The organism is Amycolatopsis sp. NPDC049159 (assembly GCF_040648295.1).
GTDB classification, from domain to species: domain Bacteria; phylum Actinomycetota; class Actinomycetes; order Mycobacteriales; family Pseudonocardiaceae; genus Amycolatopsis; species Amycolatopsis pretoriensis_A.
Map to the genome: position 1 here is coordinate 97445 of NZ_JBEZDL010000023.1, position 24056 is coordinate 121500.

26 protein-coding genes are annotated in these 24056 nt (G+C 71.7%); 12 read left to right on the forward strand and 14 right to left on the reverse strand.

The window, feature by feature from the left end:
• Nucleotides 1-318: 318 nt before the first annotated feature.
• Nucleotides 319-1404: a S1 family peptidase gene (locus AB0B33_RS36425; protein WP_360780433.1), complete on the forward strand. Its 1086-nt coding sequence runs from the start codon at nt 319-321 to the stop codon at nt 1402-1404.
• A 3-nt stretch (nt 1405-1407) separates the two neighbouring features.
• Here the strand turns inward: AB0B33_RS36425 and AB0B33_RS36430 are convergent, their stop codons facing one another.
• The gene (locus AB0B33_RS36430) at nt 1408-1674 is read right to left on the reverse strand and encodes a GlsB/YeaQ/YmgE family stress response membrane protein (RefSeq protein WP_247023841.1); all 267 of its coding nucleotides are present in this window, start codon (nt 1672-1674) and stop codon (nt 1408-1410) included.
• A gap of 91 nt (nt 1675-1765) precedes the next feature.
• Entirely contained in the window at nt 1766-2161 is a 396-nt protein-coding gene (locus AB0B33_RS36435) for a hypothetical protein (protein ID WP_360780435.1), read from the reverse strand.
• A gap of 75 nt (nt 2162-2236) precedes the next feature.
• Here AB0B33_RS36435 and AB0B33_RS36440 point away from each other — a divergent pair, with 75 nt between their 5' ends.
• From AB0B33_RS36440 to AB0B33_RS36450, 3 genes are all read left to right on the forward strand, one after another.
• Nucleotides 2237-2662, forward strand: coding sequence for a pyridoxamine 5'-phosphate oxidase family protein (locus tag AB0B33_RS36440; RefSeq protein WP_360780438.1), 426 nt, complete (start codon nt 2237-2239; stop codon nt 2660-2662).
• Nucleotides 2663-2749: 87 nt separating this feature from the next.
• Nucleotides 2750-3919, forward strand: a complete 1170-nt coding sequence (locus AB0B33_RS36445) for an LLM class flavin-dependent oxidoreductase (RefSeq protein ID WP_360780440.1) — start codon at nt 2750-2752, stop codon at nt 3917-3919.
• 53 nt (nt 3920-3972) lie between these two features.
• Nucleotides 3973-4260 carry a hypothetical protein gene (locus tag AB0B33_RS36450; RefSeq protein ID WP_360780443.1) on the forward strand — a complete coding sequence of 96 codons (288 nt, stop codon included), beginning with the start codon at nt 3973-3975 and terminating at the stop codon, nt 4258-4260.
• 253 nt (nt 4261-4513) lie between these two features.
• Here AB0B33_RS36450 and AB0B33_RS36455 read toward each other — a convergent pair whose 3' ends face one another.
• Genes AB0B33_RS36455 through AB0B33_RS36480 form a run of 6 tightly spaced genes read right to left on the reverse strand, consistent with a single transcriptional unit; the run spans nt 4514 to nt 9534 of the window.
• On the reverse strand, nt 4514-5254 hold the full coding sequence (locus AB0B33_RS36455) for an SDR family NAD(P)-dependent oxidoreductase (RefSeq protein ID WP_360780446.1): 741 nt from the start codon (nt 5252-5254) through the stop codon (nt 4514-4516).
• Nucleotides 5251-6171: a 3-keto-5-aminohexanoate cleavage protein gene (locus AB0B33_RS36460; protein ID WP_360780449.1), complete on the reverse strand. Its 921-nt coding sequence runs from the start codon at nt 6169-6171 to the stop codon at nt 5251-5253. Before AB0B33_RS36460 ends, AB0B33_RS36455 begins: the two co-directional genes overlap by 4 nt.
• Nucleotides 6171-7010 (reverse strand): LLM class flavin-dependent oxidoreductase, encoded by an 840-nt coding sequence (locus AB0B33_RS36465; RefSeq protein ID WP_247023833.1) that lies wholly within the window; start codon nt 7008-7010, stop codon nt 6171-6173. Before AB0B33_RS36465 ends, AB0B33_RS36460 begins: the two co-directional genes overlap by 1 nt.
• Nucleotides 7007-7777, reverse strand: coding sequence for an aldolase/citrate lyase family protein (locus AB0B33_RS36470; protein ID WP_360780451.1), 771 nt, complete (start codon nt 7775-7777; stop codon nt 7007-7009). Before AB0B33_RS36470 ends, AB0B33_RS36465 begins: the two co-directional genes overlap by 4 nt.
• Nucleotides 7774-8637 carry a hypothetical protein gene (locus AB0B33_RS36475; protein ID WP_360780454.1) on the reverse strand — a complete coding sequence of 288 codons (864 nt, stop codon included), beginning with the start codon at nt 8635-8637 and terminating at the stop codon, nt 7774-7776. The genes AB0B33_RS36470 and AB0B33_RS36475 overlap by 4 nt, the downstream gene beginning before the upstream one ends.
• 12 nt (nt 8638-8649) lie before the next feature.
• Complete coding sequence (locus tag AB0B33_RS36480) at nt 8650-9534, reverse strand: DUF6282 family protein (protein WP_247023830.1); 885 nt, start codon at nt 9532-9534, stop codon at nt 8650-8652.
• A gap of 145 nt (nt 9535-9679) precedes the next feature.
• On the opposite strand from AB0B33_RS36480, the gene AB0B33_RS36485 reads away from it, so the two are divergent.
• Both AB0B33_RS36485 and AB0B33_RS36490 read left to right on the forward strand, forming a co-directional pair.
• Entirely contained in the window at nt 9680-11044 is a 1365-nt protein-coding gene (locus AB0B33_RS36485; protein ID WP_360780456.1) for an MFS transporter, read from the forward strand.
• On the forward strand, nt 11045-12052 hold the full coding sequence (locus AB0B33_RS36490) for a hypothetical protein (RefSeq protein ID WP_360780459.1): 1008 nt from the start codon (nt 11045-11047) through the stop codon (nt 12050-12052).
• Here AB0B33_RS36490 and AB0B33_RS36495 read toward each other — a convergent pair.
• Nucleotides 12019-12810, reverse strand: a complete 792-nt coding sequence (locus AB0B33_RS36495; RefSeq protein WP_360780462.1) for an IclR family transcriptional regulator — start codon at nt 12808-12810, stop codon at nt 12019-12021. The genes AB0B33_RS36490 and AB0B33_RS36495 overlap by 34 nt on opposite strands.
• Before the next feature lie 202 nt (nt 12811-13012).
• On the opposite strand from AB0B33_RS36495, the gene AB0B33_RS36500 reads away from it, so the two are divergent.
• The 3 genes from AB0B33_RS36500 to AB0B33_RS36510 are packed head-to-tail and all read left to right on the forward strand — an operon-like array spanning nt 13013 to nt 18510.
• Nucleotides 13013-14824 (forward strand): alpha-L-fucosidase, encoded by a 1812-nt coding sequence (locus AB0B33_RS36500; RefSeq protein WP_360780465.1) that lies wholly within the window; start codon nt 13013-13015, stop codon nt 14822-14824.
• A gap of 9 nt (nt 14825-14833) precedes the next feature.
• On the forward strand, nt 14834-16687 hold the full coding sequence (locus AB0B33_RS36505) for a beta-N-acetylglucosaminidase domain-containing protein (protein ID WP_360780468.1): 1854 nt from the start codon (nt 14834-14836) through the stop codon (nt 16685-16687).
• A 5-nt stretch (nt 16688-16692) separates the two neighbouring features.
• The gene (locus tag AB0B33_RS36510; protein WP_360780470.1) at nt 16693-18510 is read left to right on the forward strand and encodes a beta-galactosidase family protein; all 1818 of its coding nucleotides are present in this window, start codon (nt 16693-16695) and stop codon (nt 18508-18510) included.
• A 233-nt stretch (nt 18511-18743) separates the two neighbouring features.
• Here the strand turns inward: AB0B33_RS36510 and AB0B33_RS36515 are convergent, their stop codons facing one another.
• The 5 genes from AB0B33_RS36515 to AB0B33_RS36535 all read right to left on the reverse strand — a co-directional run bounded on the left by AB0B33_RS36515 (nt 18744) and on the right by AB0B33_RS36535 (nt 22021).
• Nucleotides 18744-19160, reverse strand: coding sequence for a hypothetical protein (locus AB0B33_RS36515; protein ID WP_360780473.1), 417 nt, complete (start codon nt 19158-19160; stop codon nt 18744-18746).
• Nucleotides 19161-19198: 38 nt separating this feature from the next.
• On the reverse strand, nt 19199-19366 hold the full coding sequence (locus tag AB0B33_RS36520; protein ID WP_247023822.1) for a hypothetical protein: 168 nt from the start codon (nt 19364-19366) through the stop codon (nt 19199-19201).
• A gap of 58 nt (nt 19367-19424) precedes the next feature.
• Nucleotides 19425-19700, reverse strand: coding sequence for a hypothetical protein (locus AB0B33_RS36525; protein ID WP_360780477.1), 276 nt, complete (start codon nt 19698-19700; stop codon nt 19425-19427).
• Nucleotides 19701-19783: 83 nt separating this feature from the next.
• Nucleotides 19784-20980: a hypothetical protein gene (locus AB0B33_RS36530; RefSeq protein WP_247023820.1), complete on the reverse strand. Its 1197-nt coding sequence runs from the start codon at nt 20978-20980 to the stop codon at nt 19784-19786.
• Between the two features lie 90 nt (nt 20981-21070).
• Complete coding sequence (locus tag AB0B33_RS36535) at nt 21071-22021, reverse strand: hypothetical protein (protein WP_360780480.1); 951 nt, start codon at nt 22019-22021, stop codon at nt 21071-21073.
• A gap of 180 nt (nt 22022-22201) precedes the next feature.
• On the opposite strand from AB0B33_RS36535, the gene AB0B33_RS36540 reads away from it, so the two are divergent.
• Genes AB0B33_RS36540 through AB0B33_RS36550 form a run of 3 tightly spaced genes read left to right on the forward strand, consistent with a single transcriptional unit; the run spans nt 22202 to nt 24032 of the window.
• A complete protein-coding gene (locus tag AB0B33_RS36540) occupies nt 22202-22450 on the forward strand; it encodes a PLD nuclease N-terminal domain-containing protein (protein ID WP_247023818.1) in 249 nt (82 codons plus the stop codon).
• On the forward strand, nt 22447-23352 hold the full coding sequence (locus tag AB0B33_RS36545) for an ATP-binding cassette domain-containing protein (RefSeq protein ID WP_360780483.1): 906 nt from the start codon (nt 22447-22449) through the stop codon (nt 23350-23352). Before AB0B33_RS36540 ends, AB0B33_RS36545 begins: the two co-directional genes overlap by 4 nt.
• Nucleotides 23349-24032, forward strand: a complete 684-nt coding sequence (locus AB0B33_RS36550) for a hypothetical protein (RefSeq protein ID WP_360780486.1) — start codon at nt 23349-23351, stop codon at nt 24030-24032. The genes AB0B33_RS36545 and AB0B33_RS36550 overlap by 4 nt, the downstream gene beginning before the upstream one ends.
• Nucleotides 24033-24056: the final 24 nt, after the last annotated feature.

The window sequence follows — 24056 nt, forward strand, 5'->3', positions numbered from 1 at the left end:
CACTGGGGCGGACAGGGCGCGCCCCGAGGGGGAGGAGAGCGCGCCATGTCCGTTCTTGAAACGGTACGCGCCCCCTGACCCTCCGGCGGCGGAACCACTCGTACGCCCGAGTCGCGCACAGTGACCGACCGCACCGGCCGGCTTACTGCCCGCGAAAACTGCGTAGGCGATTTGCCCGATACCTATCTTTTGTCCTGTCCGACGAAAGTCGGTACCGTCTCTCGCGGCGCGCGCAGCACCCTCGAGCTCACCAGTTCCCCCACCGTGGCCGGCGTGGCCACCCCTCGCCGGCTTTCCCCGTGAAAGTGAGCTCCCGGCATGCGCAGAACCGCACGCTCCGCCACGACCCTCCTCGCCGCCGCGGCGGCCATCGGGTTCTTCTCGCCCGTCAGCGCCACCGCCACCACCATCGACGGGTACTCGCCGTCGGTGCAGCGGGACGCCGTCGCTTCCCTCGCCGCGGAAGCGGGGATCAGCGAGTCCGCCGCCGTCTCGCTCCTGCGCACGCAGGCCGCGAGCGTCGGCACGGTGCAGCAGGTCACCGCCGCGCTGGGGGCCCGCGCCGCCGGCGGGTACCTCGACGCCGCCGCGAAGCCGGTCGTCAACGTGCTCGACCGGGCCGCCGCCGACCAGGTCACCGCGGCGGGAGCGCAGGCCAAGCTGGTCAAGCACTCCAGCGCCGCCCTCACCAGCGCGCAGGACACGCTGCAGGCGCTGCCCGCCGTCGCGCACACCTCGATCGGGCTCGACCCGAAGACCAACCAGATCGTGCTGACCGTCGCCGACGCCGCCAAGGGCTCCGACGCGCTGCTCAAGGCCGCCGGGTCACTCGGCGACCGCGTCCGGGTGGAACGGGTCGCCGGCGAGATGCACACGGCCATCTACAACGGCGAAGCCATCACCGGCGGCGGCACGCGCTGCTCGGTGGGCTTCAACACCAACCGCGGCGGCCAGAACTACATCGTCGACGCCGGCCACTGCACCCGCGCGGTGTCGCAGTGGAACGTCGGGCCGTCGCAGGGGTCGAGCTTCCCGACCAACGACTACGGCCTGATCCGCAACACGAGCGGCAGCGCCCCCGGCGCGGTCACCCTGTGGAACGGCTCCACCCAGCGGATCAGCTCCGCCGGCACCGCGACCGTCGGCCAGCGGATCAGCAAGAGCGGCAGCACGACGAACCTGACGTCGGGCTCGGTCCAGCGGCTGAACGTGACCGTGAACTACGCCGAAGGCTCGGTCTACCAGCTGATCCAGACCAACGCGCTGGTCAACCCCGGCGACTCGGGCGGCTGCCTGTTCGCGGGCAGCGTCGGCCTGGGCATCACGTCCGGCAAGGGCAGCGGGACGTCGTACTTCCAGCCGGTCGGCGAGGCGCTGAGCGCGTACGGCGTCAGCCTCAACTGAGCGTCAGTCGCGGCGGCTCCGGCCGAACGCCATCCGGTAGATCACCAGGATGATCAGCGCGCCCAGGACCGCCAGGCCCCAGGTGCGCAGGTCGAAGAAGGTGCCGAGGTCGGTGTGGAACAGGGTCTTGCCGACCCAGCCGCCGACGAAGGCGCCGCCGATCCCGAGCAGGATCGTGATGATGCAGCCGCCGGGGTCCTTGCCCGGCATGAGGGCCTTCGCGATCAACCCCGCGATGAGCCCGAGCACGATCCAGCTGATGACGCCCACGGGTGCCTCCGTCCGCCTGTCTTCCTGACGGCACAGGATGGCAGGCGGCGGCCCCGTGGGCACGGTGAGCCACGCCCACGTGATCCGGATCTCAGCCGGGCAGCGGCCGGTAACCCGAGTACAGGACGCGCAGCCAGCCGATCTCGCCGTCCCGCTCCGCGTAGTAGGCCTGCTGCTCGACGAAGTGGTCGACGTCGTCGCGGTGCACCCGCAGCCGGTAGGCCACGTGCCCGCGGTCGGCGACCCGGCCGGTCGTCACCGAGCAGAGCTCCCGGACCCGGTCTCCCGCGCCGAACCAGCGGCCGAGGACGATGTCGCCGACGATCTCCGCCGGATCGGCCGCCGTCCAGTGCCGGCCGGCGAGCCGGGTCGCGATCAGCGCCGAGCGCAGCATGTGCTCCATCGGCTGGCCGAGGCCGAGGTCGATGGCCAGCGAGAGGGCGGCGAGCACCTCTGCCCGGCGCGGCCCGGTCGGCTGGACGGCCATGGTCACCGCCCCTTCCGTGTCACCCCGTCGCGTCAGCCCACGTTTTTGTCGGACCCCGCGGGTAGCTTCCGGAGCATGGTGCTGACCAAGGAGGAACGCGAAGAATTTTTGGCGCAACCGCACGTCGGGGCGCTGTCCGTCGTCGAGCGGCCCGACCGGGCGCCGCTCGTCGTGCCCATCTGGTACCAGTACACGCCGGGTGGCGAGCTGTGGGTGCGCACGGGGCCCGACGCGCGCAAGACGCGGGCGATCCTCGCCGCGGGCCGGTTCAGCCTGCTGGCGCAGCGGACATCGCCGACGGTCCGGTACGTGTCGGTGGAAGGGCCGGTGACGCGGACCGAACCGGACACCGACGAGCGGTCGCTGGAAATGGCGTCGCGGTACCTGCCACCGGGCGCGGCCGAGGAGTTCGTGGCGTACGAGCGGAAGGAGCTGGGTGAGCACCTCACGGTGTTCCTGCGGCCGGAGCACTGGCTGTCGGCCGACCTGGGGCCGGGCTGATCGTTCGGCCGAACGTGCGACTTGCGTAACGGGGTGGTCGCTCTCGGGGACTGACTTCTCGGTAAGTCCGACGAGCGGAGGCCGTGGATGCAGATCGACCTGTTCAACGAGATCCAGAACCCGCGCCCGTGGCCGGAGGGGCACGAGCAGCTGCGGTTCCGCCAGGCGATCGAACAGGCCGTCCTCGCCGACGAGCTCGGCTACGGCTGCTGGTGGCAGGTCGAGCACCACGGCGCGGGGGAGTTCAGCCTCTCCTCGGCGCCGGAGCTGATGCTGGCCGCGTTGTCCCAGCGCACCAGCCGGATCCGGCTCGGCCACTCCGCCGTGCTCGCGCCGGGCCGGTTCAACCACCCGATCCGCGTCGCCGAACGCGCGGCGACGCTCGACCACCTCAGCGGCGGCCGCGTCGAGCTGGGCCTGACTCGCTCGACCATCCCGGAGTGGCGGCTGTTCGGCATCGAGCCGGTCGAGGCGCGCGCCCAGACGCAGCAGGCGTTCGAGATGGTGCCGAAGATGTGGACCGACGAGCGGTTCTCCTACGGGAGCGACGACTACCAGATCGACGACGTGGCGATCGGGCCCAAGCCGCTGCAGCGCCCGCACCCACCGCTCTGGCAGGCGGCGGCGAGCCCGGCGTCGTTCGAGGAGGCGGGCCGGCGCGGGGTGGGCGTGCTGGGCACGACGATGTGGGAGTCGCTGGAGCGCGCGGGCCGCCTGATCGGCCTCTACCGCGCGGCGGCCGAGGCGTGCACGGACCCGGTCGGCGCGTACGTCAACAACCAGGTCGGCTTCTTCACGTTCGTCCACTGCGCGGACACCGACGAGGAGGCGATGCGCAACGGCGCCGCGGCAGCGGCGGCCTGGTACACGGTGACGGCCCTGACGTTCTTCGAAGCGGCAACGGAGTTCGTCCGCGCCAACGCCCGCAACGAACAGCTGCTCTCGGCCCCCGACGGCGGCGGCCTGACGGGCGACTTCCTCCGCGGCGAGGCGGCGAACACCCCATCGGAGGCGAACCTGCTGATCGCCCGCATCCTGCAGGGCGAGCAGGTCGCCGACGAGGAGGTCTTCGAGGTGCTGAGCGCGCAGGACTCGCTGATCGTGGGCAGCCCGGAGACGTGCCGCAAGAAGCTGCGCGCGTACGCGGAGCTGGGCATCGACCGGATGATGTGCTTGCAGCAGATCGGCGGCATCCCGCACGACAAGGTGCTGAAGAGCATCCGGCTGATCGGAGAGCTGATCCCCGATCTGGCCTGAGTCGGGTGGTGGACAGGTCGTTCGGAAGGCCGAAGCCCTTCACCATGGCCGTTGTGGTGTCGTTCGTCGCGGTACTCTTCAGCACGTTCGTCTTCAGGTACGACCGGCGTACATCCCGCCGCGACCTCCTGCTCGACACGCACGAACGTCAGCTCTTGGTCGAAAACCAGCATGGACGGGCGGTGCTGTTCGAAGCGCAGGCAAGCGGCACTCCGGCCGGCGACCTGTCCGCCGCGGACTTCCGGTCGGCCAACCACGCGCTTCGTCGCTCAACATGCTCGGATTCCTCTGCTGCCGGCGGTATGTCTCGACGCGGGACGCTATCGCGCTGTGGGGGCTGATCGCGGTACGCGTCGTCGCTCCGGCCGAGACCGCGGGGTTCTTCGCTCTGCGAGACTCGCAGCAGGAAGGAACTCCGGTTTCGCCGTACCTCCGCCAGTTCGCGCAGAGCGCGCAGGAGCATTCCGACCTCTACCCGAACCCTCCATCGATGAGGGTCAGGCGTGAGCCCCGCCATCGAACTCGGACGCCTGATTCGTGAAGGCCACTGTGAGGAAGCACAACTTCCCCACGGTGGCCTTCACGATGTACGGGTCAAGCCGTGAAGCCGCCGTCCACCGGGAGGACCACCCCGGTGAGGTGGCTGGCCCGGTCGCTCAGCAGGAACGCCGCCGTCGAGCCGACCTCCTCGCCCGTGCCCGCCTTGCGCAACGGCGTTGCCGCGATGCGGGCCTCCACCCCGCCCGGGATCGTGCGGCGCAGCTCGGCCAGCATCGGGGTTTCCGTCGGGCCCGGGGCCAGGACGTTGACGCGGATGCCCAGTGGCCCGAAGTCGTGGGCCGCCGTGCGGGTCAGGCCGATCACCGCGTGCTTCGTCGCCTGGTACGCGCCCATGCCCGAACTACCGCGCAGGCCGCCGATGCTGCTCACGTTCACGATCGAGCCGGGGCCCGTCATCGCGCGGACCTCGGCGCGCAGGCACAGCCACGTGCCCTTCACGTTCACCGCCATGATCCGGTCGAAGTCCTCCTCCGAAACGGCGTCGAGCCGGCCGCTACCGCCCATCGCCGCGTTGTTGAACGCGCCGTCCAGGCGGCCGAAACGGGACACCGTCGCCGCCACGAACGCGTCCACACTGGACGCCGACGTGATGTCGCCCGTCGTGTAGGCGACGTCGTAATCGGACAGTTCCGCGGCCAGCTTCGCCAAGGGTTCCTCGGTGCGGGCCACCAGCATCACCGAAGCGCCGTCCGCGGCGAAGACGCGTGCCGCGTCCGCGCCGATGCCCGAACTGGCTCCGACGACCAGGATCACTTTTCCGGTCAGCAGGCTCATGCCCGTCCTCCTCGCAGTGCCAGCATCGCCCGGGCGTCGGCCGGGGTCGCGATCGGTTTGCCGAGATCCGTCACCACCGCGCGGATCTTGCGGACCTGCTCGGCGTTGCTCGCGGCGAGCTTCCCCTTGCCGATCCACAGGCTGTCCTCCAGCCCGACCCGCACGTGCCCGCCGAGCCACGCGCTGTGCGTGCCGAACGCCAGCTGGTCGCGCCCGGCCGCGAACGCCGAAAACGCGTAGTCGTCGCCGAAGAGCTTGTCGGCGATGCGGACCATGTGCTCCAGGTTCGCGTGGTCCGCGCCGATCCCGCCGAGCACCCCGAACACGCCCTGGATCAGCAACGGCGGCTTCGCCAGCCCCAGCTCCACGAAGTACGCCAGCGAGTACAGGTGCCCGATGTCGTAGCACTCGTACTCGAACCTCGTGCCGGCCGCACCGAGCGTGCGCAGCGTGTCCTCGATCCGGTCGAAGGTGTTCACGAACGGGTGGGAATACGTGTTGAGCACGTACGGCTTTTCCCAGTCGTGCTTCCACTCCGTCACCTTGTCCGCGATGCCGGAATAGACGAAGTTCATCGACCCCATGTTCATCGACGCGAGCTCCGGCTTCAGCCGCCGCGCGGCCGCGAGCCGCTCGTCCATCGTCATCGACGACGCGCCGCCGGTGGTGATGTTGACGACGGCGTCGGTCTCCGCGGTGATCCGCCCGACGATCTTCTCGAACACGTCGGGATCGGGTGTCGGCCGCCCGTCCGGCTCGCGGGCGTGCAGGTGCACGATGGCCGACCCGGCCTCGATGGCTTCCAGGGCCGCGTCGGCGACTTCGTCGGCGGACAACGGCAGGTGCGGGCTCTGCGACGGGATGTTCACCGAGCCCGTGATGGCGGTGGTGATGATGACTTTCTCGGCCGTGCGCATCAATCCTCCTGTGGTGCGAGCGCCCGGTAGGCGTCGAGCTTCGCTTCGTCGAGCGGGCCGACCAGCGACAGCGCGACCTGGGTGGCACCCGCTTCGTACTGCGCCCGCACCGCTTCGCGCACCTGGGACGGCGTGCCGTAGGCGACGAGCGCGTCGAGCAGCCGGTCGGACCCCGGCGGCGCGAGGTCGGCGTCGGTGAACCCGAGCCGGGTCAGTTTCGCGATCTGGTGGGGGAGCGTCAGGTAGTACGCGAGCCGCTCCCGGGCGACCTCCCGGGCCTCGGCCCGCGAACGGCCGACCACCGCCCACTGGACGACGGACAGGAACAGGTCCCCGATCGTTTCGCGCGCCCAGCGGGTGTGCTCCGGCGTGACGAGGAACGTGATCAGCCCGTCCGCCCGCTCGGCGGCCAGCTTCGTGATCCCCGCCGAGTACGCGCCGAGCACCCGCGGCACGCCGGGCGCCACCTCGTCGACGCCGTCGAGGTACGAGCGCAGGAACGGCAGCGGCCCGGCCCCGCGTTCGCGGACCGCCCCGCTCACCCCGAGCCCCAGCACGTACCGCCCGGGGTACCCGGCGGCGAGCTCCCGCGCCGCCGAGCCCGCCGACTTCGGGACGCGTTCGAGCGCCCGCGCCACGCCGTTGCCGACGATCAAGGACGACGTCGACGCCAGCACGAGTGCCGCCGTCGTGAACGCCTCCCGGCCGGCGACCTCGGGGAGCCACACCATCCGGTGCCCGTACTCCTCGAGCGCGCGCACGAACCGGATGACCCCGGCGTGGTCGAGGTCGTCCAGCTCGGCGATCGACAACGCCGTGCGCGGCAAGGACAACGTCATGCGGTCGCGTCCCGGAACGCGGTGACCAGCCCGCGCGCGGCCTCGGCCAGCATCGTCGTGTCGTTGCTCAGCAGCACGAAGTCGCAGCCCTCCCGCACCGCCGCGGCGGCCCTGTCCGGGACCCCGCCGAACGCCAGCCCGCACTTCTTCCCGGCGTCGTGCGCGGCCGCGACGGCCGAGGCGATCAGGTCGAGCACGTCCGGCGACGCCGGCGTCGAGCCCATCGACATCGACAGGTCCGCCGCGCCGACGAACACGGCGTCCACGGTGTCCAGCGCCAGCATCTCCGGCGCCGCCTTGATCGCCTCGACGCTCTCCAGCTGCGGGATGCAGAGGACGTCGTCGTTGCCGGTGGCCAGGTACTCGGCGGTCGGCTTCAGCCCCCACGCCCCGGCGCGGCTGGTGCCCCCGGCGCCGCGGACGCCGTGCGGCGGGAACCGGCACGCCCGCCCGACCGCCGCCGCCTCTTCGACCGTGTCGACGTGCGGGACGAGGATGCCCATCGCCCCGGCGTCGAGGATCTTCTGAATGGTCGACGGCGTCTTGTCCGGCACCCGCACGATCGGCGTCAGGCCGAGCGCGGCCGCGGTGTTGATCAGCCGGTACGCCGTGACGAGGTCGAGCGGGGCGTGTTCCAGGTCGACGACCACGAAGTCGAACCCGGCGAACGCCATGATCTCGGCCGGCTCGGTCGAGGCGATCTTCAGCCAGGTGCCCACGGGCGTGGCCGGGCGGGTGAACAGCCCGCCGCCGGTGCGCGCGCTCACGGCATCGGGTAGTCGTCGGCGTTCAGCACCCAGCCCGGTTTTTCCGAGAAGTCGACCCGCGGCGGGCTGAAGATGTCGATCAGCTGGTTCACGCCGGGGTCGCTCGCCGCGGACGTGTGCACGGTCGGCGGCGGGATGACCGTCACCGACGGGCTGCCGATCCGCACGTGCTCGTCCTCGCGCCAGGTGGTGCTGTCGGGCAGCCACGGCGTGCGGATGTGGTGCACGTATTCCCCTTGCACGGCCAGGGAAAGCTGCTCGAAGTCGTCGTGGTGGTGCGGGGAGAGCTTGCGCGGGTCGCGCGGGCCCTCCTGCGGCGGCAGGAAGTTCACCATGAACGACCGGGTCCGGAAGATCCGCCCGAACCGCTTCGGGTCGTCCGGCACCTCGGACAGCGGGTAGACACGAACGCGTTCTTCGGCGGGCGCCGGCCAGCGCTCCAGCAGCGTGACGCGCGGGTGGTTCTCGGCGTACGCGCCGGCGTTGGCGACGCGGTCCCGCCACGCCGTTTCGGTGGCCTCGACCAGCCGGACCAGCGGGCCGTCGCCGTGTACGCCGATCCGCGACGCGCCGGGCGGGACGACGACGAGACCCGGTGAGTCCACTTTGGTCGCGCCGTCCGCGGTGAGCACGGTGAACGCGGGGGAGGCGCTCGTGACGACGATCGCCAGCTCGCCGTCGAGGGTGCCGTTGTCGAGGTCGTCGCCGTTGCGGGCGTCGGTGTGGATCAGGATCACGTTCTGGGCCCGCACGACCGGCGTTTCGCGCAGGTCGAGGTACTGCGCGGCGGTGATCCTGGTGCCGTTGTCGGGCGGGGCCGCGGTGGCCAGGGCCGAGCGGGGATCGTCCTTTTCGTACACGAGCGCGTCCTTTCAGGCGTCGAGGTTCAGCAGGTACGTCGGGTTGTCGCGGACCATCCGCCGCAGGTCCTTCTCCGGCAGCCCGAGGTCGAGCAGCGCCGCGCCGACGCGCAGCCACGCGTCGACCGGCTTCGGGTTGGCCTTCTGGCCGAAGTCCGACGCGAGCACGGTGTGCTCCGGGCCGAGCGCCTCGATCCAGGTCAGCAGGTTCTTCGGGTCCCACTTCTGGGTGCCCTCGGGGTCGTACATGCCGACCTCGTGCTCGATGAACGCGCCGAGCTCGATCAGCTCGCGGCACAGGGCGGGGTCGGCGCCGATGACGAAGTCGGGGTGGCTGACGACCATCCGCTTCATGCCGCGCTCGTGCGCCTCCTGGAACAGGGTCTTGATGTACTCGGGGTACATGTGGCCGCCGTTGAGGACGGCCTGCTGCTCCTTGATCTCGTCGAGGATCTCGAGCGCCTCGGGCTTGAGGGCGCCTTCGCCGTCGACGATGTCGATGCGCTCCAGCGTCAGCGGGACGGTGGTGGTCGGGAAGGCGCCGTCCTCGGGGTGGCAGTCGATGTGCCGGCCGGAGGAGATGGTCGGGAACCAGACGACCTTGCCGCCCATCCGCAGGGTCATCCGCACGGCGTGGACGTTGAGGCCGCCGACGGTGCTGTTCAGCGCGATCCCGCCGAAGGCCTGCGCCTTGACGCCTTCCAGGCGGCCCTTCATCGCGAGGACGTCCATCTGGGTGTTGTGGTGGTGGGACTTCGCGACCATGGCGCGCATCCCGATCCGGGCGCCGTCCTGCGCGGCCTCGACGTGGTCGAAGCGCCGCGGGAACGGGCTGGGACCGGAGTGGACGTGCATGTCGACCAGACCGTCCAGGACGGCGGCGATGGCGGGGCTCATCAGCGTGCCTCTCGTTCGCATTATGAAGTCAAAGTTCACTATAAGACCGTCTGTCAACCCTGTGACCGCTCTTGTGTTCACGGTTGGCGGTATTTAGAGTGACTCACGTTCGCTTCGTGAACACTAGGTTCGAAAACGGAGGACGATGATGTCCACACCGCCCAGCCCCGCGGAGACGGCCGCGCGTCCCGGTACCCCGCACGGCCCGGACCCCGCCAAGGTGCGCGCCGCGGTGCGCGGCGGGACGCTCGCCTACTTCGTCGACCAGTTCGACATCTACCTGCCGATCGTCGTGCTGGCGCCGGCGGCCGCGTACTTCCAGGCGGCGAACCTCAGCGCGAGCACGACGGCGCTGCTGGCGTCGCTGGTGTTCGCCTCGACGCTGATCGGCCGCCCGCTCGGCGCGATCATCTTCGGCCACTTCGCCGACACGGTCGGGCGCAAGCGCACGACGCTGGTCGCGGTGGGCGGGTTCGGCGTCATCACGCTGGTGACCGCGTGCCTGCCCGGGCACGAGACGATCGGGATGTGGTCGGTCGGCACCCTCATCGCGCTGCGGTTCGTCGACGGGATCTTCCTCGGCGGCGAATACACGACCGCGGTGCCGCTGGCGATGGAGTGGAGCCCGAAGCACAAACGCGGGCTCTACGCCTCGATCATCACCTCGACCTCGCCCGCCGCGTACGCGGTGATCGCCGCGATCACGCTGCTGATGCTGCAGCTGCTGCCGTCGGCCGGCCTGCACAGCGCGTACGTCCAGTGGGGCTGGCGGATCCCGTTCTTCGTCGGTGCGCTGCTGGCGGCGGTGCTGTTCCGCTACTACCAGAAGCAGGTGCACGAGCCGCCGTCCGAGCTGACCGGCGAGAAGCACAAGCTGCCGTTCGTCCGGCTGCTGCGGAAGTACCCGCGGGCGCTGGGCCAGGTGTTCGTCCTGATGACCGGCACGTGGCTCGCGACCAACATGGAAGCCGCGGTGACACCCGCGCAGCTGAAGGCGCACCTGGACCTCTCGAGCAAGGAGGTCACGCTGACGATGCTCGTCATCAACGCCGCCGCCGCGTTGTCCTACCCGCTGTTCGGGATGCTGTCGCAGCGCATCGGCCGCCGCCGGTTCTACATCGGCTACGGCTTCTCGATGGTCGTGCTCGGCGCGGGTTCGTACACGACCCTGATGGCGTCGAACGGCGGCTTCGGCGCGGCGCTCGGCTTCGGCGTGCTGATCGGCGTGTTCACCGTCGGCACCTTCGGCCCGATCGCGGCGTACCTGACCGAGCGGTTCCCGGCGAGCATCCGGTCGACCGGCTACGGCGTCGGTTACAGCCTGGCGCTCATCGCCCCGGCGTTCTACCAGTTCTACCTGCAGCGCTTCGACGGGTTCATGCCCGCGCACCTCGCCCCGGGCGTCCTCATCGTCTTGGCCGGCCTGCTGATCAGCCTCGGCGGCTTCCTCGGCCCGGAGACGAAGGACGTCGACATGGCCGACGACAGCACGATCCCGAAACTGTCCTGAATGGACGTCGCGGGCCTGACCGCCGCCAACCCGGTGTGGGTCGGCTCCTCCGAGCTGACCATGACCCTCGAAGGGATCACCGCGTGCGTCGACGCGGGCGCCGGGGCGGTGGTGGCCAAGTCGGTGAACGAAAGCGCCGCCGCCCGGCGGCAGCTCGACATCGCCGGCTACGCCTTCGTTTCCGCGGACGGCGAGGTGCGACCGCCGGCGAAGGTCCGGCTCGGTGACGGCCTGCTCAACCGCTCCGGGCTCGCGCAGGTGGAACTGGACGACTGGCTTTCCGTGCTCGCCGCCGCGGTGGCCCACGGCGCTCAGAGGGGCTGCCCGGTGCTCGGGAGCATCACCCTGGGCGAGCCGGCCGCGGCCGCGCGGATCGGGCGGGCGCTGGCTTCGGTCGTCCCGGCGGTCGAGCTGAACATCGGTGCCCCGCACGGTCGCGAGGCCCGGGCGGTGCGGCAACTGACCGAAGCGGACGGGGTCGCCGAGGCCGTCCGGATCGTGCGGGCCGCCGTCGACGTCCCGCTGTTCGTGAAGCTGCCGGGCCAGGCGTCGGACGTCGTCGCTTTGGCCGGCGCCGCTCGTTCGGCGGGCGCGGACGCGGTCGGGCTGGTCGGCCGCTACCCGGGTTTCCTGCCCGACCTCGACGGCGGTGCGGTGCTGGGCTCGTGGGGCGCGTGGAGCTCACCGGGCTGCCTGCCGATGAGCCTTTACTGGGTGGGCAAGGCTTTCCAGCGGCTCGACGTACCCCTGATCGGTACCAACGGCGCCCGTACTTCGAAGGACGTGCTGCGCTTCCTCGCCGCCGGTGCCCGCGCCGTCGAAGTCGTCACGGCGTTGTGGATCGGCGGTCCCGCCGTGCTCCGGGAGCTGGTCGACGGCGTCGCCGGGGTCGGCGAAGACTTCGTCGGCAGCGCGCTGGCCGGGACGCGGGAGTACGCCGACGTGGCGCCGCCGCCCACGCCGGCGTGGCTGCCCTACACCGCGGGCTGGATGTCGTCCGGCCGGTAGTGCCCGCCCAGCTCGTGGGTGAGCTCCCGCGCGGCGTCGACCACCACGCGCAGCTCGGGGGTGTCGTCGTTCATCGACAACGTGTTGTCCGGCCCCACGATCGCGATCGTCGCGCAGATGCCGTATTCGTCGAAGACCGGCGCGGCCACGGCCACTATCCCCGGCGTGCTCATCGCCGAGCAGTGGCCGACCGCCCGGACCCGGTCGACGTCGGCGCGCAGCTCGTCCCGCGCCGTGCCGGAAAGGGTGCCGATCAGCCGTTCCATCGACAGCTGGTCGGCGTGGTAGGCCAGGAACACCTTGCTCTGCGCGGTGTCCAGCGGCAGGTGGCTGCCGACGCGCACCGACACCACCACGATCGTCGAGACGTTCTCCTCGACCCGCGACACCACCGGCCCGGTGAGGCCCCACAGGCTCAGCACCACGCTCGTCTGCGTCGCCCGCGACAGCGCTTGCATGTGCCGCGGGGCCAGGTTGACCACCCGCCGGTGGCCGATGGCGAACGCGCCCAGCTGCAGCAGGAGCCCACCTGGCGCGTAGCCGCCTTCGTTGCTGCGCTCGAGGAGACCGGCCGCGACCAGGGACGTGCAGTAGCGGTACGCCGTGGTGCGGTTGAGGCCGAGCCGCTCGGCGACCTCGCCCGCGGTGACTTCCGGGGTCGCCGGGTCGAACAGGGACAGGATCTGGCTGACCCGGCTCACGGCCTGGATGTCCGCCTGGTCGGCGCGGGTGTCGGGGGACCGCGTCGGTTTGGTCACGGGGGCCTCCGCCGAAAGTCTGGTACCGCTGTTCGAATAGTGAACACAGGCTACCGGACCGCCGCCCGGTTGCCGTTCCACGACATTCGTTGTCACTTCGTCAGGTCTAGACATCCGATGGCTGGCCGACCTAGTCTGGCGGACGTCCACCCCGTCTCGCCGCCGCCGGGTTCGTGGCCGCGGTCCGTCACGAGGGAGCACCATGCCGCTCCGCGGTCTCGTCTTCGCCGCCGTCATCACCGTTTTGGCCGCGCTACCAGCTTTTTCTCCGGCCTCCGCGGCCGAGGGGTGCACCGGGCCGATCCGGCCCGCGGCCATCATGAGCGTGCAATCCTGCGACAGCCCGGCCCGGATCCTCGCCAAGGCCGCCGCCGTCGTGCCGCGGAAAGGTCAGCTCGCCTGGCAGCAGCGGCCGGTCACCGCGTTCACCCACTTCGGGATGAACACCTTCACCGACCGCGAATGGGGTTCCGGCGCGGAGCGGGAGTCCACCTTCGCGCCGACGGCCGTCGACACCGCGCAGTGGATGCGCTCGCTCAAGGCCGCCGGCGTCACGCAGGTGATGCTCACGGCGAAGCACCACGACGGTTTCGTGCTCTACCCGACGCGCTACACGAACCACTCCGTCGTCGCGAGCCCGTGGTGGCTGACGCCCGGCTGCGCCGACCCGGCCCGGGACACGGCCGAAGCGAACCGTGCCCAGGACCCGTCCGCGTACTGGCAGACGCGGAACACGGCCTGCGCCAACCCGCGTGGCGACGTCCTGCGCGACTACGTCGATTCGGCCCGTGCGGCCGGTCTCGAGGTGGGCGTCTACCTGTCGCCCGCCGATGGAGCCGAACTGCCGAAGCGGTTCTTCGCCGACGAGGTGACGCGGATCGAAGCGAAGGTCGCCGCCGGGCAGCCGTTGAGCATCGAGGAGCAGGCGACCTACGAGGACCGGGCGAGCGCGCCGCAGGGCCAGAGCCGGTACGGGACGGGCAGCGCGGTCACCCGCCGGACCATCCCGGCGCTCGTCCCGCACGACGATCGCGCCGCCGCGCTCGCCGCCGGGAAGCTGCCGCGGTTCACCGTCGACGAGGACGACTACAACGCCTACTACCTCAACCAGATCTACGAGCTGTTCACCCAGTACGGCCCCATCGACGAACTGTGGCTGGACGGCGCGAACCCGTGGCGCGACCACGGCGTCAGCGAGACCTACGACTTCACGACGTGGTTCCGGCTGGTCCACGCGCTGTCCCCGGACACCGTCACCTTCGCCGGGCCCGCGGGGGTGCGCTGGGTCGGCAACGAGGCCGGGCAGGCGCGCGAAACCGAGTGGAGCCCGCTGCCCACCACCGGCGACCCGGCGACCGCGCACAACGAAGAGCTGTTCCTCGGCGGCGCGACCGCCGAAGACCTCGGCTCGCGGCAGAAGCTGGCCGACCCGTCGGTGCGGTACCTGCAGTGGGCGGCCGCCGAATCCGACGTCTCCCTCCGGCCGGGCTGGTTCTTCCACCCCGGTGAACAGCCGAAGACCGCCGCACAGCTGGTCGAGCTCTACCGCCGGACCGTCGGGCGGAACTCGTCGCTGCTGCTCAACGTCCCGCCCGGCCCGGACGGCCGGATCGCGCCCGCCGACACCGCCGCGCTGGCCGGCTTCGGGCAGGCGATCGCCCGGACGCAGGCCCGCAACCTCGCCGCGGGCGGCCCGGCCGCGGTCACGGACTCGGCGTTGACGACAGCGGAACGGCTGGACCGCCCGCTCGACGTCCGGCTGCCCCGGCCGGTCACGTTCGACCAGATCCGTCTCGGCGAGGACATCACGCGCGGCCAGCACGTGGAAGGCGCGCAGGTGCAGGCCGAGGTCGACGGCGCCTGGCGGACCCTCGCCACCGTGTCGACCATCGGCTTCACCCGGCTGATCACCCTGCCCGCGCCGGTGACCGCCGCGCACCTGCGCGTCGTCGTCACGCAGTCCCGCGCCACGCCTTACCTGGCCACCTTCGCGTTGTACCGCACCGCCGCCTGAAAGGGAGCCATGATCCGCCACCGAGCCCTGTTCGCCGCCGTCGTCACGGTGGCCGCCACCCTCACCGCGGCGGGACCCGCCGCCGCCGGGGGTGCGCTTCCGGTCGTTTCCCCGGCCCCGCAGCAGATCGAGCGGACCGCCGCGGACGTGCCGCTGCCGTCGTCGGTCGCGCTCGTCACCGACGCCACCACCGACCCGGCGGCGAAGGACCTGCTGACCTCGCTGCTGCGCGACCACGGCGTCAAGACCGGGGGCCGCGGCCTGGCCGTCCGGCTCGGCAGCACCGGTCGCGACGTTCCGGGGCAGGCCGAGGGGTACGCGCTCAGCGTGTCCCGCACCGGGATCACGATCGGCGGGCGCGACGGCGCCGGGCAGTACTACGGCGTGCAGACGCTGCGGCAGCTGTTCGTCCGGAGCGGACACGGCTGGGCGATCGCCGGCGCGGCCGTGCGCGATTGGCCGGACATGGCGCTGCGCGGGTCGATCGAGGGCTTCTACGGTCCGCCGTGGACGACCGCGGACCGGCTGCGCCAGCTCGCCTTCCTCGGCGAGGTCAAGGCGAACACCTACATCTACAGTGCCAAGGACGACACCTACCTGCGCGCGCGGTGGCGCGACCCGTACCCGGCCGACGAGCTGGCCACGCTCGGGCAGCTGGTGCGCTCGGCAGGCGCCCACCACGTCGAATTCACCTACGCGCTCTCGCCCGGCGTCTCGATCTGCTTCTCCTCGGCGGCCGACGTCGCCGCGGTCGAAGCGAAGTTCCAGGCGGTCTACGACCTCGGCGTGCGCTCGTTTTCGCTGCCGTTCGACGACATCTCGTACACGAAGTGGAACTGCGCCGCCGACCAGACGGCGTTCGGAGCGCCCGGCCAGGCCGCCGCGGGCGCGGCGCAGGTCTCGCTGCTCAACGCGATCACCGAGGAGTTCGGCCAGACCCACCAGGGCGTCCGGCCGCTGCAGACCGTGCCGACCGAGTACAGCGACCTGAAGGATTCGCCGTACAAGACCGAACTGCGCGAGCACCTCGATCCTTCGGTCGTCGTGCAGTGGACCGGGACCGACGTCGTGCCGCCGAGCGTCACCACGGCCGAAGCCGCGCAGGTGTCCACTGTGTACGGTCGCAAGGTGTTCCTCTGGGACAACTACCCGGTCAACGACTACGAGCAGTCGGCCGGACGGCTGCTGCTCGCGCCCTACGCGCAACGGGAAGCCGGGCTCTCGGCCTACCTCAACGGGATCGTCGCCAACCCGATGAACCAGGAGGCCGCCAGCGAGGTCGCCGAATTCGGTGCCGCGGACTTCGCGTGGAACGACGCCGGCTACTCGCCGCAGCGGTCGTGGCCGCAGGCACTGGCCCGGCTCGCCGGGGGTGACCCGCGGGCCACGGCGGCGTTGACCGTGTTCGCCGACCTCGAACACCTGGCCCCGACGTTCGGCCCGACGCCGTGGCAGCCGCAGGCGCCGGTTCTGGCCGCGAAGGCCGCGGACTTCTGGCGGCACTGGAACGCGGGGGACCACCGGGCCCTGGCCGAACTCCGGGCGTACGCGGTCCGCGTCCGCGACGCCGCCGGGGTGATCCGCGGCGGCCGGGTGCGGAGCGCGTTCGTCGCCGAGGCCGGACCGTGGCTGGACGCGACCGCGCTGTGGGGTGGCGCGCTGGTCACCCGGCTCGACGCGCTGGCCGCCGCCACCCGCGGCGACCAGGCGGCGGCCGACCGGCTGACGGCGGCCGCCGACGACCTCGTCACACGAGCCACGGCGGTCAAGACCGGCGACACCAACCGGTGGGGCGTGCGGCAGGCCCTCGTCGGCGACGGTGTCCTCGATGCTCTTCTGGTCGAGCTGCGGGGGCAGGCGTGAACGCGGTGAGCAGGCGGAGCTTCCTCGGCGGCGCGGCGGCGATCACGGCAGGCGCGGTGCTGGCCGGTCCGGCGGGCGCGGCGGGACGGCGCGGCCTGAGCGTGTCCGGCGAAGAGTTCCTGCTGGACGGGAAGCCGTTCCAGATCGTGTCGGGGGCGATCCACTACTTCCGGATCCACCCGGACCAGTGGCGCGACCGGCTCCTGCGGCTGAAGGCGCTGGGGCTAAACACCGTCGAGACGTACGTGCCGTGGAACTTCCACCAGCCGAAGCCGGGTCGCGCCGACTTCGGCGGGTGGCGCGACCTGCCCGCGTTCCTCCGGCTCGCGCGGGAGCTCGGGTTCCCGGTGATCGTGCGGCCGAGCCCGTACATCTGCGCGGAGTGGGAGTTCGGCGGGCTCCCGGCGTGGCTGCTGGCCGACCGGGACCTGGAGCTGCGCTGCGCGGATCCGGCGTACCTCGAGGCCGTCGACGCCTGGTACGACCAGCTGATCCCGCGGCTCGCGCCGCTGGAAGCCCAGCACGGCGGCCCGATCGTCGCCGTCCAGATCGAGAACGAGTACGGCAGCTACGGAAACGACACGAGCTACCTCGCCCACCTGCGCGACGGCTTGCGGAGCCGGGGCATGACGAGCCTGCTGTTCGCCGCGGACGGCGCGTCGGACTTCTTCCTGCGCTTCGGTTCCCTGCCGGGCACCTTCGAGGCCGGCACCGGCGACGGCGATCCCGCGTCCGGCCTGGCCGCGCTCAAGGCGTTCCAGCCGGGCAAGCCGGCGCTGATGGCGAAGTACTGGGACGGCTGGTTCGACCACTGGGGCGAGCAGCACAACACGCGCGACGCCGCGCGGATGGCGTCCTCTGTGGACGCCCTGCTGGCCACCGGCGCGTCGGTGAACCTCTACATGGCCTGCGGCGGCACGAACTTCGGGTTCACCGCCGGGGCCAACACCTCGGGCACCACCTACCAGCCGACCGTGACCAGCTACGACTACGACTCACCGGTCGGCGAAGCGGGCGACCTCGGCGCCAAGTTCACCGCGCTGCGGCCCGTGCTGACGAAGTACACCGGCGTCGTCGCGCCGGCGCCCGGACCGTCCGCCCGGCTGGCGGCGCGGACCCTGACGGCGTCGGGGGCGGTGCCGCTGCTGGACTCCCTGGACGCGCTGGCGAAACCGGTGCGGTCCGCGCAGCCGGTGCCGATGGAACGCCTCGGGCAGGCGACCGGCCTGATCCACTACCGCACCACGGTCCAGGGCCCGCATTCCGGCCCGCTGAGCATCCACGGCCTGGCCGACCGGGCACTGGTCTTCGCCGACGGCTCGCCGCTGGGCGTGCTGGACCGCAACCGGCCGGCGGGCACGCTGGACCTGAAGCTGACGAAGCCGTCGACCAGGCTGGACATCCTGGTCGACGCGATGGGCCGGGTGAACTACGGCCCCTACCTCGCCGACCGGAAGGGCATCGACGGCTGGGTCGCGATGAGCACCCAGCAGAAGCTGTTCGGCTGGGAGATCCGCCCGCTCCCGCTCGACGACCTGTCGGGCTTGCGCTTCGGCTCCGGCAGCGTCGCGGCCCCGGCGTTCCACCGCTTCACGACCGACATCACGGCCCCCGAAGACGGCTTCGTCGCCCTGCCCGGCTGGGAGAAGGGCGTGGTGTGGCTCAACGGCTTCAACCTCGGCCGCTACTGGAAGATCGGGCCGCAGCGGACCCTGTACGCACCGAAGCCGTTGTGGCGGAAGGGTACGAACGCGATCGTCGTCCTCGAGCTGCACGAGCCCGGAACGACGATCGAGCTCCGCCCGGCGCCGGACCTGGGCTAGGTTCGCGCGTCGCTGCTTGTCCGACGGCCGGGTCGAGCACTGGTCAGGCCGGGTTGGCCTGCCCCGGTGCCATCCGGAGGTTGTCCAGGACAAACTCCGCGTTCGCCTGCTGCTGGGCCTTCGTCAGCGGCCGGCGGGCTTCGGCTTCATAGGGAGTGAGCACGATCTGCTCACAGGCTCCAGCGCAGATACGGCAATTACGGGTGGTGCGGATGTCTCTGTGCCGGCCGGGGTCAGGCCTCGGGTGTGGAGACGTTCCCGGATCCGCGGCCGGCGGCCGGCGGTGATGTCGGCAGTGCGGCCTGGCCGCACCGGGCGGCGAGCAGGGCGATGACTTTCAGGACCCAGGGCCGCATCGTGGAGGCCGACACACCCGTCCCGCCGCCGAGGTCGGCCCGGCGCGGGTCGTGACGCAGCACGACCCGCGCCTGTCCGGCGGGGGTGGCTTTGCGCCAGCGTGAGCGCAGCCGACCTCGGTGGCGGCGGATCAACTCGGCGACCATGGTCAGGGTCTGTCGCGGCAAGGCCACCCCGGTCCGGTCGGCACTTCTTGCCAGGTCACCGAAACACCGCGTGTTCACCACCGCGACCAGCCACAACCACGATGGAAACAACCCCAATGTGGCGTTCGGTGCGTTCAACGCACCCAACGCCACATTGGGGTGCCTTACCGGACGTGGACGCGACGCTAGGCGGCCAGGCCCACGTGCAGGAACGCGAGCACCGTTCCGGGGCCGACCAGCAGGCAGATGGCGAGCCCGCCGAGCAGGGGCTCGTCGGCCCGGTACATCTTCCACAGCAGGCCGGCGGCGGCCGCGGCGGTGGCGGCGAGCAGGGTCAACACGACAACGGACATGGGGTTTCCTTCGCGCAGCAGTGAGCACGACGCCGAACGGGGCGTCGTGTGAGGGGGTTCAGCTCGCGAAGGACGGCGGGGCGCGGGTGGAGCGCGAGGTCGGGAGCGCGGTCGCCCGGAGTGCCTCGCCGGGGAGTTCGGCGCGCCACCACTTCGGGGCGGGCGCGACGCCGGCCGGGGCCGGGGCGATCGCCGACGGGACCGGGGTGGTGGCCGGCCCGCGCGGGACGGCCGGGCGGACCGAGATCAGGTCGTGCGAAGGCGCGGTGGCCACCGCCGGGCCGTCCGGGGCCGGTGCCCACGGCTGGACCGCCGGGGCGCCGCCGAGGAACAACAGGACGGCAAGCAGCGACCCGAGGCGGCGGTACCGCCTCGGGTCGCTGTGCTGTCCGAATCGTCCGATGTGGTCAGGCTACCTCAGCCACCGCCGTAGGTGGCCTGGGTGACCGCGAAGACGTTGCGGTTGCCCGCGCCCTCCTGCAGCGACCACAGCAGGTCCGCGGCGGTGTCGTCCTCCCAGTAGGAGATGCTCTCGCCGCTGCCCACCCACGCGAACGTCGAGGAGCTCGCGCCCGGCTTCCAGTAGTAGAGCTGCTTCTGGCCGGAGGAGTTGAACCACCAGCGGCCGTTGTGCGACGCGACGCCGTTGAGCTTGTACCAGGGCAGCTGCAGCGCCTGGCTCGCCGTCGTCGTGGCGGCGAACACGCCGGAGGAGGCGAACGGGTAGCGGATCGCCCGCGGCGCCCGGTTCGGGTAGTCCGTGCAGCCCGACGGGCAGGTGTACTCGGTCATCACGATCGACTTGCTGACCCGGTCGAGCGAGATCGACGACCACGCGAGGTTCGTGCCCGACGTCGTCTTCGACGTGATCGACCCCACCTGCGGCAGGACGTAGGCGTAGTTGTGCGCGTAGTACGTGCTGCCGCTCTGGTGCCCGATCTGGTCGGCGGTCCCGCCGGTGTTCGTCTTGAGGATCTTGCGCATGTCGAACACGCGCATGCCCTTCCCGGTGTCGGCGACGTAGAGGTAGTCGCCGTACCAGGAGACGCCGCCCGCGTGGATCGGGATGTCCTTGAAGTCCGGCGCCGCCGCGGTCCCGGTCGGCTCGACCAGCAGGACCTTGCGGTAGGCGTTCGGGTAGGTGGCGTCCCAGTCGACCAGCGTGATGCGGCTGCGCTGCTGGGCGCCGTCGCAGCCGTCCTTGGTGTACCAGCTGACCAGCACGAGCTGGTGGCCGTCGTAGTTGCCGCTGTTGGCCGTGCCGACCGCGTCCCGGCTGGTGGTGATGCCCTGCGGGTAGTTCGCGCAGTCGGAGTTGTCGCCGCTGTCGAAGCGGAAACCGCCGGACAGACCGGACACGGAGAACGACGACGGCAGGGCGGTGCGGTCGTGGTTCGCGTTCTCCATCACGGTGTGCACGGCCGCCGTGCCCAGCGTCGAGACCAGCGCGTTGTTCACGGTGTCGAACTGGTTGTAGTTCGCCGCGAGGGTGTACTGGCTCGCGGTGAGGGTGGTCGGTCCCGCGGCGGCGAGCGCGGCGGGGGGAGCGGCGAGCAGGCCCGCGAGCACGCCGGCGGCGAGCGCGGCCCTGGTCCATCGATGGCGCAGTTTCATCTGACCCCCAAGAGTCCGATCGGTGCCCGGCTCATCGTCGTGCCGGACAGGTGGAAGAGCAACAGCCTTCGCCGGATGGGCGGTATCCGTTCACCAGCTCGACGGGACGTAGGCCCAGCCGAGGTAGTCGGAGCGCTGCGCGTAGGTGCTCGTCTGGTAGACCGACGGGCCGGTGCTGATCGCGACCCCGCCGCCGAGCGCGAGCATGATGTGCCCGTTGCTGGTGGTGCTGGTGAAGAAGACCGCCGCGCCGGCCGGGGCGACCGAGCCGGTGTGGATCCGGCCGTTGCTCTTCTGCCACTGGTAGTGCGTCGTGGCGCTGGCGAACCGGCCGCTCGTGCCGAAAGCGCGTTCGACGAACAGCTCGCACTGGTTGTTCCAGTCGGTGTGGCCCAGCCGCGCCTTGGCGAACGCGATCGCGCTGTCGGCTCGCGGGTCCGCGGCGGACGTCGAGCCGCCCGGCTCGAGGCCGTCGGTGTCGCAGTGCGGGACGCCGCCGACGAAGCCGTCGGTGCCGGTTTTGACGTAGGCGTCGGGCACCCACAGGTTGTCGGCGGTGAAGTCCCAGATCTCGTCCGACGCGGTGGCCTGGCAGACCACGGGCACCGCAGCGCCGGTGAGGTACTTGTCGGCGACGCTGCCCGTCGCGCCGGCCGCGTCACCCTTGTGCGCGCGGCCGTCGAGGTCGGCCTTGGCCGGGAAGGCGTGCGGGGTCGTGCACCGGGGCGCGACCATCGACGTCGAGCCGGTCTTGACGTAGGCGTCGGGCACCCACAGGCCGTCGGTGGTCAGGTCCCAGACGCTGCTGCCGCCGTAGGCCGGGCCGGTGTCCTGGCAGGCCAGGGTGACCGAGGTGCCCGCCGGGTACATGTTCGCGATGCGCTGCGCACCGACGGCGACGCCGGGGTCCTTGACGGTCCGGCCGTCCACTGTGGTCGAAACCGGGTAGGCCGACGCGGCCTGCGCGGCGGGGGCGGCCAGGCCGGTGAGTGCGGTGGCCAGGCCGATGGTGGCGACCGCGGCCTTGAGTGTGGTTCTCACGAGTCCTCCAGAACGCTTTGTGCGGCCGATGGTCGGGGGTGGCCGTACAAGAGCCGTACAAGCGCCCGGTCCGGAGTAGTACTTTCTGATGACCCGGGGTCCTCCGGACTCCCGATGTGCGCGCCTCGGGGAAGAGCGATCATGGACGTGTCGCCTTTCCCGTCGTCGCAAGGAGAACCGATGCACCCGGCCGACTTGGTCCAAGGCCACGAACAAACCTGGTCGTGGCTCCTGCTCGGCCTGACCGGCGCCGTCGTGCTGGCCTTCGTCGTGCTGTTCCTGTCCGCGCTCGTCAGCATCCTCGGCTCGCGGCTGACCGGGGGCATGAAGCTCGTCTGGGTGATCTTCGCCTTCTGCGCGCCGTTCCTGGGCAGCCTGCTGTGGTTCGCGGTCGGCCGGCGCGACGCCTACCTGCCGGCCCGCCGATGATCGTCGCGGAGGGGCTGACCAAGACCTACCGCGGCGGCACCGGCGTCTCCGGGCTTTCGTTCACCGTGCGGCCCGGCGTCGTCACCGGCTTCCTCGGCCCCAACGGCGCCGGCAAGTCGACGACCATCCGCCTGATGCTCGGCCTGACCCGCGGCGCGGGCCGGACCACGTTCGGTGGGCGGGCTTACGCGGACGTCCCCGGTCCACTGCGGACGGTCGGCGTGCTCATCGACGCCGCCGCGGTGCACCCGGCGCGGACGGCCGCCGCGCACCTGCGGATGGTCGCCGCGGGCGGCGGCCTGCCCGCCCGGCGGGTCCGGGAGGTCCTGGCGGCCGTCGGGCTGGAGTCGGCCGCGAACCGGCCCGCCGGCCGCTTCAGCCTCGGCATGAAGCAGCGGCTCGGCCTGGCCACGGCGCTGCTCGGCGACCCGGAGTACCTGATCCTGGACGAGCCGGCCACCGGCCTGGATCCGGAGGGAGTGCGGTGGATCCGGGATCTGCTGCGCGGGTTGGCGGGGGAGGGGCGCACGATCCTCGCGTCTTCGCACCTGCTCGCCGAGGTGTCCCTGCTCGCGGAGGACCTGATCGTGATCGGCGCCGGGCGGCTCGTCTCGGCCGGGCCGCTGGAGGAGTTCGTGCGGGAACACGCGCGGGCCGATGTCGTGGTGCGCGCCTCGCAGCCCAGCGCGCTGCTGGTGGCGCTGGCCCGCGACGGCCTGCGCGTGAGGCAGGAGACGGCGGGCGAACTGGTCGTGGAGACGGCGGACACCGGCCGGGTGGCCGCGGTCGCCGCGCGTGCCGGGGTGGCCGTGCACGAGCTGTTCGTGCGGCGCAGCGGCCTGGAGGACGCCTTCCTGGCCGCGACCGCGGCGGCCGTGCGGTACCGGGGGGTGGGGTCGTGAAGCACGCCCTCGCCTACGAATGGTTCCGCGTCCGGTCCCTGCGCTCCACGTGGCTGCTGCTCGCCGGCGCCGGGGCCGTTCAGTTCGCCTCCGGGCTCTACTGGGGGCTCAAACGCGACCTCGGCAGCTTGGACGCGTTCACCTCCGCGTTCGGCCTCACCGACCGCGTGGGCGCCTTGCTCGTCGCCGCCGTGGGGGTGGCCGCGTTCGGGCTCGACCACCAGCACGGGACCCTCGCCACCACCAAGCTCGTGCTGCGCTCGCCGGCCCGGATCGTCGGGGCGCGGGCGCTCGTGACCGCCGGGCTCGGGCTGGGCGGCGGGGTGCTGATGGCGGTGCTGACCGCCGCCGGGGTGCTCACCGGTGGGGGTGCCCTGCCTGCCGGCGCGGGGGCGGCAGGCAGGGCGGTCGCGGGCGTGCTGCTGCTGACCGTCCTTTCCGGACTCGCCGGGGTCGCGCTCGGCGGGCTGCTGCGGCACACCGGGCCGGCGATCGGGGTCTTCGCGGTGTGGGTGTTCGTCGCGGAGACGGCGCTGGCCGCGCTCGGCGGCGTGCCCATGACCGCCTTGCCGTTCAGCGGCACCGCGTTGTCCGCTCCCTCGGGCACCGGGGTGTTCGCGGGGCTGGTGGCCGCGGGGCTCGCGGTCGTGACCTTCACCCTGCCTCGCCGTGACGGCTGACCGCGTGCGCCCTAACCTGGGCAC

Bases quoted from the DNA above. Each gene is read 5' to 3' on its own strand.
- AB0B33_RS36480 (WP_247023830.1), bottom strand. From the start codon at position 9,534: ATGAGCCCCGCCATCGCCGCCGTCCTGGACGGTCTGGTCGACATGCAC.
- AB0B33_RS36455 (WP_360780446.1), bottom strand. From the start codon at position 5,254: ATGAGCCTGCTGACCGGAAAAGTGATCCTGGTCGTCGGAGCCAGTTCG.
- AB0B33_RS36505 (WP_360780468.1), top strand. From the start codon at position 14,834: ATGATCCGCCACCGAGCCCTGTTCGCCGCCGTCGTCACGGTGGCCGCC.
- AB0B33_RS36540 (WP_247023818.1), top strand. From the start codon at position 22,202: ATGCACCCGGCCGACTTGGTCCAAGGCCACGAACAAACCTGGTCGTGG.
- AB0B33_RS36460 (WP_360780449.1), bottom strand. From the start codon at position 6,171: ATGCGCACGGCCGAGAAAGTCATCATCACCACCGCCATCACGGGCTCG.
- AB0B33_RS36465 (WP_247023833.1), bottom strand. From the start codon at position 7,010: ATGACGTTGTCCTTGCCGCGCACGGCGTTGTCGATCGCCGAGCTGGAC.
- AB0B33_RS36425 (WP_360780433.1), top strand. From the start codon at position 319: ATGCGCAGAACCGCACGCTCCGCCACGACCCTCCTCGCCGCCGCGGCG.
- AB0B33_RS36440 (WP_360780438.1), top strand. From the start codon at position 2,237: ATGGTGCTGACCAAGGAGGAACGCGAAGAATTTTTGGCGCAACCGCAC.
- AB0B33_RS36520 (WP_247023822.1), bottom strand. From the start codon at position 19,366: ATGTCCGTTGTCGTGTTGACCCTGCTCGCCGCCACCGCCGCGGCCGCC.
- AB0B33_RS36490 (WP_360780459.1), top strand. From the start codon at position 11,045: ATGGACGTCGCGGGCCTGACCGCCGCCAACCCGGTGTGGGTCGGCTCC.
- AB0B33_RS36435 (WP_360780435.1), bottom strand. From the start codon at position 2,161: ATGGCCGTCCAGCCGACCGGGCCGCGCCGGGCAGAGGTGCTCGCCGCC.
- AB0B33_RS36545 (WP_360780483.1), top strand. From the start codon at position 22,447: ATGATCGTCGCGGAGGGGCTGACCAAGACCTACCGCGGCGGCACCGGC.
- AB0B33_RS36530 (WP_247023820.1), bottom strand. From the start codon at position 20,980: ATGAAACTGCGCCATCGATGGACCAGGGCCGCGCTCGCCGCCGGCGTG.
- AB0B33_RS36485 (WP_360780456.1), top strand. From the start codon at position 9,680: ATGATGTCCACACCGCCCAGCCCCGCGGAGACGGCCGCGCGTCCCGGT.
- AB0B33_RS36500 (WP_360780465.1), top strand. From the start codon at position 13,013: ATGCCGCTCCGCGGTCTCGTCTTCGCCGCCGTCATCACCGTTTTGGCC.
- AB0B33_RS36445 (WP_360780440.1), top strand. From the start codon at position 2,750: ATGCAGATCGACCTGTTCAACGAGATCCAGAACCCGCGCCCGTGGCCG.